Genomic DNA, 17018 nt, shown 5'->3' with positions numbered 1-17018 from the left:
ACCGCTCCCGCTCCCATCACGCACCGTCCAACTCGCCCGAACCTGCTGGATCCTCCCCCGATTCCCTGACGGTAGACGGGAGTTGATCAGCGGGGCAGGCCATGCAGGGAACGCGCCCCCCGCCACGCCGTCGGCTCGCACCGAGCGCCCGGCCATTGGAGTGAACGGGGCCCACGGGGCGTGCGTGCGGGCCGTGCCTCCTCTACACGAAGACGGCCAGGCTCTTCGCTCGCCCCTTGCGCTCCTCGACGAGCGCCACGAAGCGGCCGTCCGGACCGAAGACGGCAACGGGCACCGGATCGTCCCCCTCAGCCCTGAACTCTCCGACGGGCATGCGCAGTTGCGCCCCGTTGCCGATCAGACGGGCTTGCTCCTCATCGACGTCCCAGCGGTGGAACGCCGCAGCCGCGGCCTCGTGGAGCGGCAGCACCGAGAGGGCGGCACCACCGTCGACCTCCCCCTGCAGCTCCTCCAGCGTGCGGGCGTCCTCGAGCCGGTACGGTCCGACCCGCGTACGCCGCAGCGCCGTCAGATGTCCGCCCGTGCCCAGTTCGCTGCCCAGGTCACGCGCGAGCGCGCGCACATACGTGCCGGAGGAACACACCACCGACACCAGCAGATCGGTGACCTGTGTGCCGTCCTCGGCCTGCTGCTCGCGCACGTCGTGCACGTCGAAGGCGGAGACGGTGACCGGGCGGGCGGCAAGCTGGAACTCCTCGCCCTCGCGCACCCGTTGGTAGGAACGCTTGCCGTCGACCTTGACCGCGCTGACCTTGGACGGCACCTGCCGGATGTCACCCGTGAGCTGCGCGACCGCCGCATCGACCGCCTCACGGGCGATGCCGGAGGCGTCCTTCGCAACGGTGACCTCGCCCTCGGCGTCGTCCGTCACGGTGCTCTGCCCGAGGCGCACCGTCGCGACGTACTCCTTCTCCGTGAGGGCCAGATGCCCCAGCAGCCGTGTCGCTTTCTCGACACCGATGACGAGCACTCCGGTGGCCATCGGATCCAGCGTGCCGGCGTGCCCGACCCGCCGCGTGCGGGCGATGCCCCGCAGCTTCGCCACTACGTCGTGCGACGTGAAACCGGCGGGCTTGTCGACGACGACGAGCCCGCCCGGTCCGTTGTCCTTCTTACGTGCCACAGGTCATTCGTCCTCGTCCGGCTGGTCCTCGTCCTGCTGGTCCTCGCCCGGCTTGCGGTAGGGGTCGGCCCCGCCCGCGTAGTCCGCACCCGAGGAGGCCTTGCGGACCTCCTCGTCGGATGCCTTGGCGCGTGCCAGCAGATCGTCGATCGTACGGGCGTTCTCGGGAAGGGCGTCGGCGACGAAGGTGAGGCTCGGCGTGTGCTTGACACCTGCCGCCGCCCCGACCGCCGTACGCAGCACGCCCTTCGCGCTCTCCAGCCCGGCGGCAGCTGCCTTGCGGACCTCGTCGTCCCCGTAGACCGTGTAGAAGACGGTCGCCTCCCGCAGGTCCCCGGTGACGCGGGTGTCCGTGACGGTCACATGTGTGCCGAGCCGCGGGTCCTTGATACCCCGGTGCAGCTTTTCCGCGACCACCTCACGGATGAGGTCTGCCAGCCTCTTAGCCCGTGCATTGTCGGCCACTGGTCCGTCTCCTTGCTAATCGTCATCTTCTCCGTGGAAGCGCCGCCGTACCGCCAGCAGTTCCACCTCCGGCCGGGCGGCCACGAGCCGCTCGCACCGGTCCAGTACATCGGTCACATGCCCCGCGTCCCCCGACACCGCGGCCAGACCGAGCCTGGTGCGGCGGTGAAGGTCCTGGTCGGCCACTTCCGCCACGCTCACCGCGTACTTCCGCTGCAGCTCGGCGACGATGGGCCGGACGACGGAGCGCTTCTGCTTGAGCGAACGGACGTCGCCCAGCAACAGGTCGATCGAGAGAGTCCCCACATACACGCGGTGATCGTACGAGATGCCGCCGGGGCCGATCGACGGAGTTTCCTCCGCCGACCGGCCCCGGACCGGCTCATGCGCTCGGCGCGTACGGCGAGTTGGGCGTGTCCGCAGCGTCAGCTGCGGGGCTTCTCCCGCATCTCGTACGTCGCGATGACGTCATCGATCTTGATGTCGTTGTAGTTGCCGAGGTTGATACCACCCTCGAAACCTTCACGGATCTCGGTGACGTCGTCCTTGAAGCGGCGCAGCCCCTCGATGTTGAGGCTCTCCGCGACGACCTTGCCGTCGCGCAGCAGGCGGGCCTTGGTGTTCCGCTTGACCTCGCCGGACCGGATGAGGACACCCGCGATGTTGCCGAGCTTGGAGGAGCGGAAGACCTCGCGGATCTCCGCCGTACCGAGCTCGACCTCTTCGTACTCCGGCTTGAGCATGCCCTTGAGGGCTGCCTCGATCTCCTCGATGACCTGGTAGATCACCGAGTAGTAGCGGACGTCGACGCCCTCGCGCTCGGCCATCTGCGTCGCACGCCCCTCGGCGCGGACGTTGAAGCCGATGACGATGGCGTCCGAGCCCGTCGCCAGGTCGATGTCGGTCTCGGTGACCGCACCGACGCCGCGGTGCAGGATGCGCAGGTCGACCTCGTCGCCGACGTCCAGCTGCAGCAGCGAGGACTCCAGGGCCTCGACCGAACCGGAGGCGTCGCCCTTGATGATGAGGTTGAGCTGCTGCACCTCGCCCGCCTTGAGCACCTTGTCCAGGTCCTCCAGGGAGACCCTGCGGGTGCGCTTGGCGAATGCGGCGTTGCGCTCGCGGGCTGCACGCTTCTCGGCGATCTGACGGGCCGTACGGTCCTCCTCGACCACGAGGAAGTTGTCGCCTGCGCCCGGGACGTTGGTCAGACCCAGGACCAGGACGGGGGTCGCGGGACCCGCTTCCTTGATGTTCTCGCCCTTGTCGTCGAGCATCGCCCGGACCCTGCCGTAGGCGTCGCCCACGACCATCGTGTCGCCGACCCGCAGGGTGCCCCGCTGGACCAGCACCGTCGCCACGGCGCCACGGCCGCGGTCGAGGTGGGCCTCGATCGCGATGCCCTGTGCGTCCTGCTCCGGGTTGGCCCGCAGGTCGAGCGCGGCGTCCGCGGTCAGTACGACCGCTTCGAGCAGCGCGTCGATGTTCTCGCCCTGCTTCGCGGAGATGTCGACGAACATGGTGTCGCCGCCGTACTCCTCGGCCACCAGGCCGTACTCGGTCAGCTGACCGCGCACCTTGGTCGGGTCGGCACCCTCGACGTCGATCTTGTTGACCGCGACGACGATCGGCACCTCTGCCGCCTTGGCGTGGTTCAGCGCCTCGATCGTCTGCGGCATGACGCCGTCGTTGGCCGCCACCACGAGAATCGCGATGTCGGTCGACTTGGCACCGCGCGCACGCATGGCGGTGAACGCCTCGTGACCGGGGGTGTCGATGAAGGTGAGCTTGCGCTCCTCGTCGTTCACCTCGGTCGATGCCTGGTAGGCGCCGATGTGCTGGGTGATGCCGCCGGCCTCGCCCGCGATGACGTTGGTCTTGCGGATCGCGTCGAGCAGCCGCGTCTTACCGTGGTCGACGTGACCCATGACGGTCACCACCGGCGGACGCGGCATGAGCGCCCTCTCGCCGCCCTCGTCCTCGCCGAACTCGATGTCGAAGGACTCGAGAAGCTCGCGGTCCTCCTCCTCCGGGCTGACGATCTGGACGACGTAGTTCATCTCCTCGCCGAGCAGGCTCAGCGTCTCGTCGGAGACGGACTGCGTCGCGGTGACCATTTCGCCCAGGTTGAACATCACCTGGACCAGCGACGCCGGGTTGGCGTTGATCTTCTCCGCGAAGTCGGTGAGCGACGCGCCGCGGGAGAGCCGTACGGTCTCGCCCTTGCCGCGCGGCAGCATCACGCCGCCGACCGACGGCGCCTGCATCTGCTCGTACTCCTGACGGCGCTGCCGCTTCGACTTGCGGCCACGACGCGCCGGACCGCCGGGACGTCCGAAGGCACCCTGCGTTCCGCCACGGCCGCCGGGGCCGCCGGGACGTCCGGCGAAACCGGGACGGCCACCGCCGCCGGGACGACCGCCGAAGCCGCCGCCGCCACCGCCGGGACGGCCACCGCCGCCACCACCGGGACGACCGCCGAAGCCGCCGCCGCCACCGCCGGGACGGCCACCGCCGCCACCACCGGGACGAGGACCGCCACCCGGGCCACCGCGGCCCGGACCCGGACGGGGAGCAGCAGCGGGGCGCTGCGGCATCATGCCGGGGTTGGGGCGGTTGCCGCCGCCACCGCCGGGACGCGGACCACCCTGGCCGCCGCCCTGCGGTCGCGGCATGTTGCCCGGAGTCGCACGGCCGCCCGGAGCCTGCGGACGCGGGCCGCCCTGGCCCTGCCCGGGCTTCGGGGGCTGACCCGGCTTGGGCGCACCGCCGGGACGCGGCGCCTGCGGACGCGCCATACCGGTCGAACCACCGGACGTGAAGGGGTTGTTGCCCGGACGCGGACCCGAGGGCCGGGCACCCGGCTTCGGCGCACCCTGGCCGGGACGCGCGCCGCCCTGACCGCCGCGTCCGCCCTGGCCCTGGCTCTGACCGGGCCGGGGTGCCTGGCCCGGCTTCGGAGCCTGCCCCGGCTTCGGAGCCGCCGCACCCGGCTTGGCGGCTTCCGCCGCCGCGGGCGCGGTGAACTCCGGCTTCGCCGGCCCCGGCTTGGGGGCACCCGGCTTGGGACCCTCCGCGGCGGGAGCCGCCGGCGTGACAGGACCCCCGGCCTCGCCTGCGGCGGGCCGAGCGGGAGTTACCGGCGCTTCCGGCGCCGGCGCCGGAGCGCCGGGCTTGGGTGCCTGCGCCTTGGCAGGCTTGGCGCTTCCCGCGCCTGTCTTGGCCGCACCGCCCGGCTTGGGGGCTGCGGGCTTGGCGGCTGCCTTCTTCGGCGCCGCCGGTTTCGCCGCGGACTTCTTGGCGGTGCCGCCACCGGCACCGCCGCCCGCGTCGAAGGCGTCTGTCAGCTTGCGAACCACCGGCGCCTCGATTGTCGAGGACGCCGAGCGGACGAACTCGCCCAGTTCGTTGAGCTTGGCCATGACGACCTTGCTCTCGACTCCGAGCTCCTTCGCGAGCTCATATACCCGGACCTTAGCCACTTCGCTCCTTACGGTCCGGGGGGCTCATCCGCCGGACCTTCGCTACTTATGCATGGGCGTACTCACGCGTACTCATCGAGTGCTCATCGCAATCTCGACCTACTTCCGACTCGCGAGGTACCTCTCCGAACGGAGGGTTCCGAACGGACTGTCTTACGGTTTCGTCTGCTCGATCTGCTCCACCTGCCGGTGCAGCTCCGCCACGTCGAACGGGCCCGGGCCTCTGAAGGCCCGGTTGAACGCCCTTCGGCGCACGGCCTGCTCGAAGCACGCAGACGCGGGATGCAGATACGCGCCCCGGCCGGGCAGCGTACCCCGAAGATCGGGGACGCACCGGCCCGCGGTCAGCACCACGCGCAGCAGATCGGGTTTGTCCGAGCGCTTCCGACAGCCCACGCAAGTGCGCTGTGGGCATGCTCGGACTTGCGTCCGGCCAGACACCGCCAAGTCTACCTCCCCGTACCGCTGCACCCCTTCGGGGGTAAGCGGCACCCTTATGGTTTCAGCCCTGCTCGGCAGCGTGTCCGGAGGCTGATTCGGGCTCTGCGGAGACGGTCTCGCCGGCGTCCGCAGTGTCCGCGGTGTCCGGGCGGATATCGATGCGCCAGCCCGTCAGCCGGGCGGCGAGGCGGGCGTTCTGCCCTTCCTTGCCGATGGCCAGGGACAGCTGGTAATCGGGCACCGTGACCCTGGCCGAGCGTGCGGCGAGATCGACGATCTCGACTTGATTCACACGTGCCGGGGAGAGCGCGTGAGCGACCAGGTCCGCCGGATCGTCCGACCAGTCGACGATGTCGATCTTCTCACCGTGCAGCTCCGCCATGACGTTGCGGACCCGGCCGCCCATCGGGCCGATACAGGCGCCCTTGGCGTTCAGCCCGGAGCGTGTGGAGCGTACGGCGATCTTCGTACGGTGGCCGGCCTCCCGGGCGATGGCGGCGATCTCGACCGATCCGTCGGCGATCTCGGGCACCTCCAGCTCGAAGAGCTTCTTGACGAGATTCGGATGGGTGCGCGAAAGCGTCACGGAGGGTCCGCGCACGCCCTTGGCGACCCGGACCACGTACGTACGCAGACGGGTGCCGTGCGAGTAGTCCTCTCCGGGCACCTGTTCCTGCGGCGGGAGGATGGCCTCCAGTTTGCCGATGTCGACCAGCACGCTCTTGGGGTCCTTGCCCTGCTGGACGACGCCCGCGACGATGTCGCCCTCGCGGCCCGCGTACTCGCCGAAGGTGACTTCCTCCTCGGCGTCCCGCAGCCTCTGCAGGATGACCTGCTTGGCAGTGGTGGCGGCGATCCGGCCGAAGCCGCTGGGGGTGTCGTCGAACTCGCGGGGTTCCGCACCCTCCTCCAGCTCGGACGGGCTCTCCTTCGCCCACACCGTCACGTGTCCGGTCTTGCGGTCCAGCTCCACACGCGCGTCACGGCGGCTGCCCTCGGTGCGGTGATAGGCGATGAGGAGAGCGGACTCGATCGCCTCGATCAGCAGATCGAGGGAGATCTCCTTCTCCCTCACCAGCCCGCGCAGGGCACTCATGTCGATGTCCACGGCTACGCCTCCTCCTTGCCTTCCTCGTCGGCGGCCGCGGACCCGTCCTGCACTGTGCTCTCGGCGGCCTTGCGATTGAACTCGATCTCGACCCGGGCCTTGGCGATGTCGCCGAAGGCCAGCCTGCGCCGGGTGGGCTTGCGGCCCTTCACGCCGGGCACCTCGAGATCGACGCCTTCGTCGTCCACGGCCGTGATACGGGCGGTGACCTCGCCGCCCCCGGCGGCCTCGGTGAGATTCGCCTTGATCAGCCGACCCGAGGCCCGGCGGTAGTGCCGCTGCTCGGTCAGGGGGCGGTCGGCGCCGGGGGAGGTCACTTCCAGGACGTAGGGATTGCCGCCCATGACGTCCGTCTCGTCCAGCACGGCCGAGAGCGACCGGCTCAGCTCCGCGCAGGTGTCCAGGCGGACTCCGTCGTCGGAGTCGACCACGACTCGGAGGACGCGACGCTTGCCGGCGGGGGTCACCTCGACCTCTTCGAGGTCCAGCCCCTTCTTGCCGACGAGCGGTTCCAGCAGCCCGCGCAGCCTCTCGCTCTGGGTGGTGCTCATCCGGGTGACTCCTCGGCCGCGTGTGCTGTTGTAGGGCCTCGTGACAGGGGGGCGTTCGCCGTCCCAAGCCTAACGTCTGCCGCGCGCACCGCCGACCAGATGGGGGATCCGCGCGGGAAGTCAGGAACGTTCGGGTACGCATGGGGCAACAAGGGCGGCCCGGCGGTGCGTTCGACCGCACGCGGGTACGCTCGCGTGGCGATGATCACCGTGTGCGGTGCTCACCGCAGATGTTCGAGCGACGCCTCGTGTTCCAAGGAGTGCCTCCATGCCGCTCACGCCGTCACCGGCAGCCGGACCGCGCAGACGGTCGATGCTGGCCGGGACGCTGAGCGCGCTCGGTCCCCTCGCGGTGCTGGGCACCGCCACCGGGTGTTCGGACGGCTCCGGCAGCGAGGACGACGCACAGACAGCTCGCAGGGAACAGCGGCTGCGGAAGAAGACGGCCGGACAGAGCCGCGCGCTGGCGGCGCGCTACGAGGCGACCATCGCCGCGCACTCCGGACTCGCGGACCGGCTGCGTCCCCTGCACGCGGTGACGCTCCGGCACGCGGAGGTTCTCGCAGGCAGGGGGTCCGGGAGCAAGGGACCCGGGGGCAAGGAACACCGCGAGGACGGCGAGGGCGGCAGGGACGGCGAGGACCCCAAGGACCGCGAGGACCGCAAAGATCCCGCCGCCGTGCCCCGCGAGGAGAAGGCGGCCCTCGCCGCTCTGGGGGACGCGGAACGGCGTACAGCGGACGAGCGGAACGCGGCGCTGACCGAGGCGCCGCCGGAACTCGCCCGGCTTCTGGCCTCGGTTGCCGCCGCAGGCGCCGTCCACGCGTATCTGCTGGGAGCGGACGAGCAGGACGGGGAGGACGACGGCGCATGAAGAAGCTGGTCGACGCCGTGCAGGCAGCACTCGCCGCGGAGCACGCCACCGTCTACGGCTACGGCGTCGTGGGCGGGCGCATCAGCGAGGAACGGCAGGACGAAGCCCGCCAGGCGCACGACGCGCACCGTGCGCGGCGGGACGCGCTGCGGCGTGAGGCACGCGACCTGGGCGCCGAGCCCGAACCCGCCGCCGCTGCCTACGCCTTGCCCTTCGCGGTGCCCGACAGCGCCGCGGCGGTGCGGCTCGCGGCGGAGCTGGAGGACCGGCTGGCCGGTGCGTACGCGGATCTCGTACGGGCCGGCGAGGGCGCTCGCAGGCGCGAGGCGGCGGGCGCGTTGCGTGAGGCGGCGGTCCGGTCGGCACGTTGGCGGGGCAGCGGCGTAGCCTTCCCTGGTCTCACCGAGCGTTCCGACGGCGAGGACGCGGCTCCCTCGGGCTCACCCGCGGACGGCGCGGCGTCGGGTCCGCTCTGACCGTCCGCAGTCGTCGGGGTGCCGGTGACGGAACGTCCCGACCACCGCTTCGAAAGGCCGACTTCACCGCATGCCTTCTGCACTGCCTCTCGACCCCCCGCAGCGGCTTGTGCGTTCCCTCCGCTCGCAGCACGGCCACGTCGGCGAGCAGACGGGCAGGGCCGGTGAGCAGTGGCTCGACGGGCTGTCCGAGCTGCTCGGGCGGATGCTCGACCGTTGGGAGCTGACACCGGAGCGGGTCGTCTCCCCAGGAGGCAGGAGCAGTCTCGTGACGCTCGTGCGCCAGGCGGACGGGACCCCCGCGGCGCTGAAACTGCTCGCTCCGTACCTGGCGGGAGCGCAGGAGCGCACCGCGAGGGAACGCGCCGCCTTGGAGTTCTGGGACGGCGGTGGTGCGGTGCGCCTGCTGCGCTCGGACGTCGGCGAGGGCGCACTGCTGCTGGAACGGCTGCACTGTGAGACGTCCCTTCGGTCGCTGCCGGAGGCGAAGGCGATGCTCGAGGCCGCCTCCGCGGTGCGCAGGCTGTGGGTGACGCCCCGGGGCGAGGCGCGTGCCGAGGGTGGGAGTCGCGACGGAGCCGGCGGGACCGGCGGCCTCACCACGCTCGCGGAGCACACCGCCGCAAGCAGCGCTTTCCTCCGGTCGTCCGCACCGGAGGCGGTGCGCCCGCTGCGGGACGAGGCGCTGGAGTTGCGGGACGGATTGCTGGCCGATCAGCCGGAAGAAGTGCTGCTGCACGGCGACTTCCGCCAGGGGGCCGTACTCGCGTCGGATTCCGGACGTGCACCGTGGCTGGCGGCGGGCCCCGACCCGCTGCTCGGTGAGCGCACCTACGACCTGGCGCGGCTCGTACGGGACAGGCTGCACGACCTCGTGGCCTCCCCCGGTGCCGCCGCGGCGACGCGGAGGCGTCTGAACAAGCTCGCCGACGGCCTGGAGGTGGACCGCGAACGGTTGCGGGGGTGGGCGCTCTACCGGGCTGTCGAGTCGGGCGTACGGCACATGCGATGCGGTCAGCGCGAGGACGGGGAGCTGCTGCTGGAGTTCGCCGGGTGGCTCTGACGCCGCCTGCGGCCCGGTCTGGTCACCGTCCGAGCGGACGTGCGGGCTTCAGAGGCCGATGGCTCCCGTGAGGAGCGCGGCGACGGTCATGACGATCGTGGTGCCGAAGGCCCAGCCGAAGATGAAGCGCTGGTGCTCCCCGAGCTGGACGCCCGTCATGCCGACCAGGATGAAGGTCGAGGCCGTGAGCGGGCTGAGGGGGAAACCCGTCGTCATCTGGCCGAGGACGGCGGCCCTGGCGATCTCGGCCCGCCCGGTTCCGAATCCGCCCGCGGTCTCGGAGAGCACGGGCAGGACGCCGAAGTAGTAGGCGTCGGGGGTGAGGGCGAGGCTCAGGGGCATCCCGGTGACGGCGACGATGCCCGGCAGGTGTCCGCCGAGGGACGGCGGTATGACGGAGACGAGGGACTGCGCCATCTCGTCGATCATCTTGGTCTCGGTCAGTACACCGGTGAGAACGCCCGCCGCGAAGATCATGGTGGTGACCAGGACGACGTTCTTGCCGTGCCGGTCGAGCAGCGCCTGCTGGTCCTCCCACCTGGGGTGGTTGACGAGGAGCGCGACGGCGAAGCCGATGACGAACAGGACTTCCAGCGGCATGACTTGGAACACCAGGGCGACCAGCAGCGTCAGCGTGAGCACCAGGTTGAAGACGGTCAGCCAGGTGCGGGGGTGCCCGGCGACGGCGAGCGCGGCGCCGGGTCCGTCCCCCGCGGTGGACGTGGCGGGAGAGGGCTGCGCCGGCCCGCCGTCCGCTTCGGCGGGCGCTGCCGGGGGCTCGGCCGGGACCCCGCCCGCGGCGTCCACGCTCCCCGCGTCCGTGGCCGGCGGAGCGCCGAGACGGCCCAGACGGTTCCGCTCCCGCCGTCCGATGAGGTAGGAGGCGATCAGCACCCACGCGATGCCGCACCCCATGGCCGGAAGCACGGGCAGGAAGACCTCGGAGGTGTCCAGCTTCAGCGCCGCCGCTGCCCGTACGGTCGGCCCGCCCCAGGGGATCATGTTCATCACACCGGCCCCCAGGCAGATGATTCCGCTCAGGACCAGGGGACGCATGCCCAGCCGCCGGTAGACGGGCAGCAGGGCGGAGACGGTGATGAGGAAGGTGGAGGCTCCGTCGCCGTCGAGGGCCACGCACATGGTGAGCACGGCCGTGCCCATGCATATCCGCAGCGGGTCACGGCGGCCGAACCGGAGTATGCCGCGGATGAGGGGGTCGAAGAGGCCCGCGTCCACCATCAGGCTGAAGAAGAGATAGGCGAAAGCGATCATGATGCCGGTGGGGGCCACCGTCGTCAGGCCCTCGAGAATCATGTCGCCGAGCCGCCCCGCGAAGCCTCCGGCCAGCGCCGCCATCACGGGCAGCAGCACCAGCGCGACGAGGACGGACAGCCGCCTGGTCATGGTGAGCACCAGGAAGAGACCGATCGTGGAAAAGCCCAGCGCTGCCAGCATGATCTCTCGCTCTCCTCTTTCGGTACCGGCCGGCGGCGTACGTGGCGGGGACCGCTGCCGCATTGCCCGGCAGTTTCGGAGGCGCGTCGGATCGGTGTCCAGCATCGAACCGGGATTCATTTATGCGACATGCGCATCAGTAGCCCAGGTGACATCTATGCTCCGCGGTCATGGATGCCACCCTCCGACAGCTGTCCGCGTTCGCGGCCGTGGCGCGAGCCGCGAGCTTCACTGCCGCGGCCGCCGAGCTGCACGTCTCCCAGTCGTCGTTGAGCCGTGCGGTCGCCGACCTGGAGCGGCTTCTCGGCACGCAACTGCTCGAACGGGACACCCGGAACGTGCAGTTGACGGCGGCCGGAGTGGAAGCGCTGCGCATCGCGGACCAGATCGTGAACGCCCACAGGGCGGGCATGAAGGAGCTGCAGCGCTTCCTTCTCGGGGAGTCGGGGACGGTGGCGGTGGCGACACTGCCCTCGGTGGCGGCAGTGCTGCTGCCGCAAGTGATCTCGGGGTTCCGCAGACAGCGTCCGCAGGTGGCGATGCGGATCATGGACGGCCTCGAACGGTCCGTCCTGGACCGGGTCCTGGCCGGGGACGCGGACTTCGCGATCACCACCTTCGGCGAACCCTCGGGCCAGTTGGAGCACCGGCCGCTGGCACGGGACCGGTTCGTCGCCGTGCTGCCTCCGGAGCACACTCTCGCCGGGCAGAAGGAGGTCTCGTGGGAGGAGCTGGCCGGACACCCCTACCTCGCGGTCGGCCGGGACTCCAGCGTGCGGCGGCTGGCCGATGCCACGTTCGCCCAGATCGACGCCCGGATCGCGCCGGCAGCGGAGGCCGGGAACGTGGCTACTGTCGGCGGGCTGGTGGCTGCGGGGCTGGGCGTCTCGGCGATGCCCGCGCTCGTCCTGCCCCTTCTGGGATCGGGGCCGTTCGTGTCGCGTCCGCTGGTGCGGCCCGTCGTCCACCGCCGCCTGGACGTCGTCATGCGGACGCGACGCACGGTGCCGCTCGCCGCGCACCGCTTCCTGGAGACGCTCGACGCTCTCCGGGACGAGGGCGGGCAGCTGCCCGAGGGCGTCAGCTGGGCCTGAACGCCCTCGGCGCGCGTCTGAGCCGGGGCATCGTCCCATCCGGACGACCATGCAAAAAGCGCATCGATTGATGGTCCTTTCTTGCTGGACAGGCATTTCTCCCCTCGGGGACGCTGAAGGCCCCGTGGCCTGCGACGGCGCGGGCACAGCCTCAGCGAGCCGAACAAGGGAGAGACCGTCGTGCCGATGGAGCACCACGCGAGCGGCGGACAGGGGCAGCTGTCCGGCCTGAAAGTGGTCGAGTTCGCCCATGTCGTGGCAGGGCCTCTGGCCGGCTCGATGCTCGCGGACCAGGGTGCCGACGTCGTCCACGTCGAGCCGCCCGGCACGGGGGACGCGGCCCGTTCGATGGGCCCGCAGCGCGACGGGGTCCCTCTGTGGTTCAAGGTGGCCGGGCGCAACAAGCGGTCGGTCACCCTCGATCTCCGTCAGGATCGCGGACGCGGACTCGCCCACCGGCTCGTCGCCTGGGCGGACGTCGTGATCGTCACCTTCCGCCCAGGACGTCTCCGCGAGTGGGGCCTGGACTGGGACGCGGTCCACCGCCTGAACCCGAAGGCCGTCATGCTGCAGATCTCCGGCTACGGAGCGACCTCCTCGCAGGCCGATCAGCCGGGCTTCGGGAAGATGGGCGAGGCCCGCAGCGGAGTGGTGCATCTGACGGGCTTCCCCGACGGTCCTCCGGTGCACACGGGTTTCTCCCACGGGGACGCCGTCAACGGGCTGATGGGCGCGTACGCGGTGCTGGCCGCGCTCCACCGACGGGAGCGGGAACCGGACTTCGACGGCGAGTGGATCGACCTCGCGCTCTTCGAGCCGCTCTTCAGACTCGTCGAGTGGCAGGTCATCGTGCACGACCAGCTGGGAACGGTGCCGCAGCGGTCGGGCAATCAGCTGGCGATCGCGCCCGCGGCGGTGATCAACACCTACCGCTCCGGGGACGACGAGTGGATCACCGTCACCTCGGCGACGCTGCGGTCCGTGCTCAACGTCGTACGTCTCCTCGGGCTGCCGGAGGAGGAGTTCGCCACGGTCGAACAGCAGCAGGCCGGGCGCGGGCGACTCGACGACGCACTGCGCGCATGGGTCGCACAGAGGTCGACGGCCGAATGTCTGGAGCAGTTCGAGCGCTGCGAGGTGGTGGCTTCCCGCGTGTTCGACGCGGCGGACATCGCCGCAGATCCGGTGTACGCCGAACGCGAGGACATCGTCACCGTCGAGGATCCGCGGCTGGGGCCGGTGCGGATGCAGGCCGTCATCCCGCACTTCCGGCAGCAGCCCGGAAAGGTGTGGCGCACAGGCCCGGAACTCGGCCAGGACAACCGCCTCGTCTACCAGCAGTGGCTGGGCCTCGACGACGGGGAACTGACGGATCTGGAGCAGCAGGGTGTCGTCTGAGACCCGTGCGCCCGGCAGCCGCACAGACCACGCCGGGGACAGCCGGCTCCCCTTGCGCTCTCTGCTGTTCGTGCCGGGCAACCGGACGGAGTGGCTGCCCAAGGCCGAGGCCTCGGGAGCAGACGCGGCGATCCTCGATCTGGAGGACGCGGTGGCTGAGGCGGACAAACCGGCAGCTTGCGCCGAGGTGGGCGAAGCCGTCGCCTCCCGGGCCGAGAGCTCGGAAAGCACCGGGCGGATGGCACTGTTCGTGCGCATCAACCCGCTGGGGAGTTGGACTGCGGCGGAGGAACTCCGGGCAGTCGCAGGTCCCGGCCTCGCAGGCGTACTCCTGCCCAAGGTGAGCGACGAGGAGGACGTACGGTTCGCAGACCGGCTCCTGAGCTGGTGCGAACGCGAGGAGGATCTCCCCCTCGGGAGCATCGCCCTGGTGCCGCTCCTGGAGAGCGCTCTGTCACTGCGCAGCGCCTACGAGATCGGCGCGGCAGCATCCCGCGTCGCCTACCTCGGTGCGCTCACCGGCGCGGGAGGCGACGTCGAACGCGCCGTCGGCTACCGCTGGAGCCCCGAGGGCTCGGAGACTCTCGCACTGCGTTCACGCGTACTGCTGGACGTCCGGGCGTCGGGAGCCCCGCATCCCGTGACCGGCTTGTGGACGCACATCGACGACCTCGACGGGCTGCGGCACTTCGCGGAGCAGAACCGCTCCCTCGGCTACACGGGGATGATGGCGATCCACCCCTCGCACGTGCCCGTCATCAACGAGGTCTTCTCCCCCGGCGCCGACGAACTCGACCGCTGCAGGCGTCTGGTGGCCACGGTACGGGAAGCGCAGCTCAGGGGCGCCGGTGCGGTGACCTTCGAGGGGCGGATGGTCGACGAAGCCATGGCGACGACGGCTCAGCAGACGCTCGACCTGGAGCAGCGCAGAAGGCGGACGGCGCGCGGCCCCTCTGCATGAGGCCGTGTTCCGCCCGCCGCACGTCCCGTTGCGCTGAGCGCCGTCCAGACCGGCAGTTCGTTCCGCCGGCCCGGACGGCCACAGCTCTGATGCGTCCGTCAGCTGCCGGAGAGGCGCGACACCGCGTCCGCGACCGGCAGTTCCTCGCGCTCCCCGGTGCGGCGGTCCTTCAGTTCGACCAGTCCGTCCTTCGCGCCGCGGCCCACGATGAGGATCGTGGGGACGCCGAGGAGTTCGGCGTCGGTGAACTTCACGCCCGGTGAGACGCCCGCGCGGTCGTCGACCAGCACGCGGGTACCGGCCGCCCCGAGCTGTTCGGCGACCTCCAGGGCGAGTTCCGTCTGCATCGCCTTGCCTGCCGCGACGACGTGGACGTCGGCAGGAGCGATCTCCCGCGGCCAGCACAGTCCTTGCTCGTCCGCGGTCTGCTCGGCGAGCGCGGCGACAGCGCGGGTGACGCCGATGCCGTACGATCCCATCGTCACGCGAGTCGGCTTGCCGTTCTGGCCGAGCACATCGAGTTCGAACGCGTCGGCGTACTTCCGGCCCAGCTGGAAGATGTGGCCGATTTCGATCGCCCTGCCGAGCTCGATGCCCGAACCGCAGGACGGGCAGGGGTCCCCCGGCTCCACGACCACGACGTCCAGATAGTCGTCCACCTCGAAGTCGCGGCCGCACACGACGTACCGCGCGTGCTTGTCCGCCTTGTTGGCGCCCGTGATCCATGCCGTGCCGGGGGCGACGCGCGGGTCGGCGATGTAGCGGAACGCCTTGCCGGCCATGCCGTTCTGCGGACCGACATAGCCTCGTACGAGATCGGGCCTGCCGACGAAGTCCTCGGCCGTGACCAACTCGACCTCGGCGGGGGCGAGATGCTCGGCGAGCTTGCCCAGGTCCACCTCACGGTTCCCCGGGACGCCCACCGCGACGATCTCGCCGTCGACCTTCACGAGGAGGTTCTTGAGCGTGGCCGATGCGGGGACGCCCAAGTGCTCGGCGAGCGTCTCGATCGTCGGTGTGTCCGGGGTGTCCAGCTCCTCGGTCTCCGGGTGGTCCACGGCCGGCGCGGGCACGACGGCGACCGTCAGGGCCTCGGTGTTCGCGGCGAAACCGCAGGAGGGGCACTGGGCGTAGGTGTCCTCGCCGGCGGCGGCCGGAGCGAGGAACTCCTCGGACGCCGAGCCGCCCATGGCGCCGCTGACGGCCGAGACGATGCGGTAGTCGAGGCCCAGACGCTCGAAGATCCGGGTGTACGCCTCACGCTGCCGTTGGTAGGACTCGGCGAGGCCCTCGTCGCTCAGGTCGAAGCTGTAGGCGTCCTTCATGGTGAACTCACGGCCGCGCAGGATGCCCGAGCGGGGCCGGGCCTCGTCCCGGTACTTCGTCTGGATCTGGTAGAGCGTGACGGGCAGGTCCTTGTAGGACGTGCACTGGTCCTTGACGACCTGCGTGAAGATCTCTTCGTGCGTGGGACCGAGCAGATAGTCCGCGCCCTTGCGGTCCTTGAGGCGGAAGAGCAGGTCGCCGTACTCCTCGTACCGTCCCGAGATCTCGTACGGCTCCTTCGGCAGCAGCGCCGGGAGCAGCACCTCCTGGGCACCGGAGGCGTCCATCTCCTCACGCACCACGCGCGTGACGTTCTCCAGGACCTGGAGGCCGAGCGGCAGCCACGTCCAGATGCCCGCGGCAGTGCGACGCACGTAGCCCGCGCGCACCAGCAGCTTGTGGCTGACGGTCTCGGCGTCGGCCGGGTCGTCGCGCAGTGTCTTCAGCATCGACCGGGACAAACGCTGGACTCGGGCAGCCATGGAATTCTCCGTGCGGTGGTGTGAATTGAGTGGGAGGAGCCTATCCGGCGCCGCACACGGCACGGAAATGCGATTCCTCATCGCCGCCGGAGCGGCAGCCACGCCCCCATCACGGCGTACGGGCTGGGGGCGCTGGGGAAGTGCACCCCGCGCGCGAGGTCCCGGTAGCCGAGCCGGTGGTAGAGGGCGCGGGCGGGGCTGTCGGTGTCGATGGCCGAGAGCAGCGAGCGCGGTTCGCCCGCCTCGTCGGTGAGCAGGGTGATCAGGCGTCGTCCGATGCCGCGCTGCTGGTAGAGCGGGTGCACGTGGAGTTCGGTGATGACGAAGGCGTCGTCCAGCCAGCCCTCGAAGCCTGCCTCGCGGAGGTATCCGGAGACGACCGAGGACCACCAGTGCGTGCGGTCGTTGGGCATTCCGTACACGAAACCCACCAGCCGCCCCTCGCCCGACCACGCGCCCAGGGCGCGCGCGCCCGGCGTACGCAGGTGCCGCAGCACGATGTGGCGCCGCACGGCGATCTCGTCGTCGCCCAGCCCGAACGCGACGGCCTGCACGGCCAGCGCCTCGTCCACGTGTGCTTCGAGGTCCAGGGGGCGGATGACGGCCCCGCGGGGGTCCTGGGGCTGAGGTCCCCCGGCAGAATGCAGCATGCCGGGAGGCTACTAGGCAGGCGGAGGGCGTCCGTACAGCGTGACCCA

The 17018-nt window shown here is 70.8% G+C and carries 16 protein-coding genes; 6 read left to right on the top strand and 10 right to left on the bottom strand.

Annotation, left to right across the window (positions count from 1 at the left end; genetic code table 11):
• Positions 1-202: 202 nt before the first annotated feature.
• The 7 genes from truB to rimP all read right to left on the bottom strand — a co-directional run bounded on the left by truB (position 203) and on the right by rimP (position 7191).
• Positions 203-1144, bottom strand: a complete 942-nt coding sequence (truB, locus tag ACFPA8_RS08345) for a tRNA pseudouridine(55) synthase TruB (RefSeq protein WP_386444539.1) — start codon at positions 1142-1144, stop codon at positions 203-205.
• Positions 1145-1147: 3 nt separating this feature from the next.
• Positions 1148-1609 carry a 30S ribosome-binding factor RbfA gene (rbfA, locus tag ACFPA8_RS08340; protein ID WP_386444536.1) on the bottom strand — a complete coding sequence of 154 codons (462 nt, stop codon included), beginning with the start codon at positions 1607-1609 and terminating at the stop codon, positions 1148-1150.
• A 15-nt stretch (positions 1610-1624) separates the two neighbouring features.
• The gene (locus ACFPA8_RS08335) at positions 1625-1921 is read right to left on the bottom strand and encodes a DUF503 domain-containing protein (RefSeq protein ID WP_386444533.1); all 297 of its coding nucleotides are present in this window, start codon (positions 1919-1921) and stop codon (positions 1625-1627) included.
• A gap of 113 nt (positions 1922-2034) precedes the next feature.
• Positions 2035-5091 carry a translation initiation factor IF-2 gene (gene infB, locus ACFPA8_RS08330; protein WP_386444530.1) on the bottom strand — a complete coding sequence of 1019 codons (3057 nt, stop codon included), beginning with the start codon at positions 5089-5091 and terminating at the stop codon, positions 2035-2037.
• A 153-nt stretch (positions 5092-5244) separates the two neighbouring features.
• Positions 5245-5532: a YlxR family protein gene (locus ACFPA8_RS08325; protein ID WP_386444746.1), complete on the bottom strand. Its 288-nt coding sequence runs from the start codon at positions 5530-5532 to the stop codon at positions 5245-5247.
• A 61-nt stretch (positions 5533-5593) separates the two neighbouring features.
• Complete coding sequence (gene nusA / locus ACFPA8_RS08320; protein ID WP_386444527.1) at positions 5594-6640, bottom strand: transcription termination factor NusA; 1047 nt, start codon at positions 6638-6640, stop codon at positions 5594-5596.
• A 2-nt stretch (positions 6641-6642) separates the two neighbouring features.
• A complete protein-coding gene (gene rimP / locus ACFPA8_RS08315) occupies positions 6643-7191 on the bottom strand; it encodes a ribosome maturation factor RimP (protein ID WP_386444524.1) in 549 nt (182 codons plus the stop codon).
• A 268-nt stretch (positions 7192-7459) separates the two neighbouring features.
• Here rimP and ACFPA8_RS08310 point away from each other — a divergent pair, with 268 nt between their 5' ends.
• From ACFPA8_RS08310 to ACFPA8_RS08300, 3 genes are all read left to right on the top strand, one after another.
• Positions 7460-8065, top strand: a complete 606-nt coding sequence (locus ACFPA8_RS08310) for a hypothetical protein (RefSeq protein ID WP_386444523.1) — start codon at positions 7460-7462, stop codon at positions 8063-8065.
• Positions 8062-8541 carry a ferritin-like domain-containing protein gene (locus ACFPA8_RS08305; RefSeq protein WP_386444520.1) on the top strand — a complete coding sequence of 160 codons (480 nt, stop codon included), beginning with the start codon at positions 8062-8064 and terminating at the stop codon, positions 8539-8541. The genes ACFPA8_RS08310 and ACFPA8_RS08305 overlap by 4 nt, the downstream gene beginning before the upstream one ends.
• A 70-nt stretch (positions 8542-8611) precedes the next feature.
• The gene (locus ACFPA8_RS08300) at positions 8612-9604 is read left to right on the top strand and encodes an aminoglycoside phosphotransferase family protein (protein WP_386444518.1); all 993 of its coding nucleotides are present in this window, start codon (positions 8612-8614) and stop codon (positions 9602-9604) included.
• A 48-nt stretch (positions 9605-9652) separates the two neighbouring features.
• Here ACFPA8_RS08300 and ACFPA8_RS08295 read toward each other — a convergent pair whose 3' ends face one another.
• The gene (locus ACFPA8_RS08295; RefSeq protein ID WP_386444515.1) at positions 9653-11059 is read right to left on the bottom strand and encodes a CitMHS family transporter; all 1407 of its coding nucleotides are present in this window, start codon (positions 11057-11059) and stop codon (positions 9653-9655) included.
• A 170-nt stretch (positions 11060-11229) separates the two neighbouring features.
• Here ACFPA8_RS08295 and ACFPA8_RS08290 point away from each other — a divergent pair, with 170 nt between their 5' ends.
• The 3 genes from ACFPA8_RS08290 (at position 11230) to ACFPA8_RS08280 (ending at position 14512) form a co-directional block, all read left to right on the top strand.
• The gene (locus tag ACFPA8_RS08290; RefSeq protein WP_386444512.1) at positions 11230-12153 is read left to right on the top strand and encodes a LysR family transcriptional regulator; all 924 of its coding nucleotides are present in this window, start codon (positions 11230-11232) and stop codon (positions 12151-12153) included.
• A gap of 186 nt (positions 12154-12339) precedes the next feature.
• A complete protein-coding gene (locus ACFPA8_RS08285; RefSeq protein WP_386444743.1) occupies positions 12340-13551 on the top strand; it encodes a CaiB/BaiF CoA transferase family protein in 1212 nt (403 codons plus the stop codon).
• Positions 13541-14512, top strand: coding sequence for an HpcH/HpaI aldolase/citrate lyase family protein (locus tag ACFPA8_RS08280; protein WP_386444509.1), 972 nt, complete (start codon positions 13541-13543; stop codon positions 14510-14512). Before ACFPA8_RS08285 ends, ACFPA8_RS08280 begins: the two co-directional genes overlap by 11 nt.
• Positions 14513-14610: 98 nt before the next feature.
• On the opposite strand, the gene ACFPA8_RS08275 is transcribed toward ACFPA8_RS08280, so the two are convergent.
• On the bottom strand, positions 14611-16320 hold the full coding sequence (locus ACFPA8_RS08275; protein ID WP_386444506.1) for a proline--tRNA ligase: 1710 nt from the start codon (positions 16318-16320) through the stop codon (positions 14611-14613).
• 77 nt (positions 16321-16397) lie between these two features.
• On the bottom strand, positions 16398-16970 hold the full coding sequence (locus ACFPA8_RS08270) for a GNAT family N-acetyltransferase (protein ID WP_386444503.1): 573 nt from the start codon (positions 16968-16970) through the stop codon (positions 16398-16400).
• Between the last annotated feature and the right edge of the window lie 48 nt (positions 16971-17018).

The organism is Streptomyces ovatisporus, assembly GCF_042653885.1.
GTDB lineage: Bacteria > Actinomycetota > Actinomycetes > Streptomycetales > Streptomycetaceae > Streptomyces > Streptomyces ovatisporus.
This window is presented reverse-complemented; position numbering and strand designations above follow the sequence as displayed.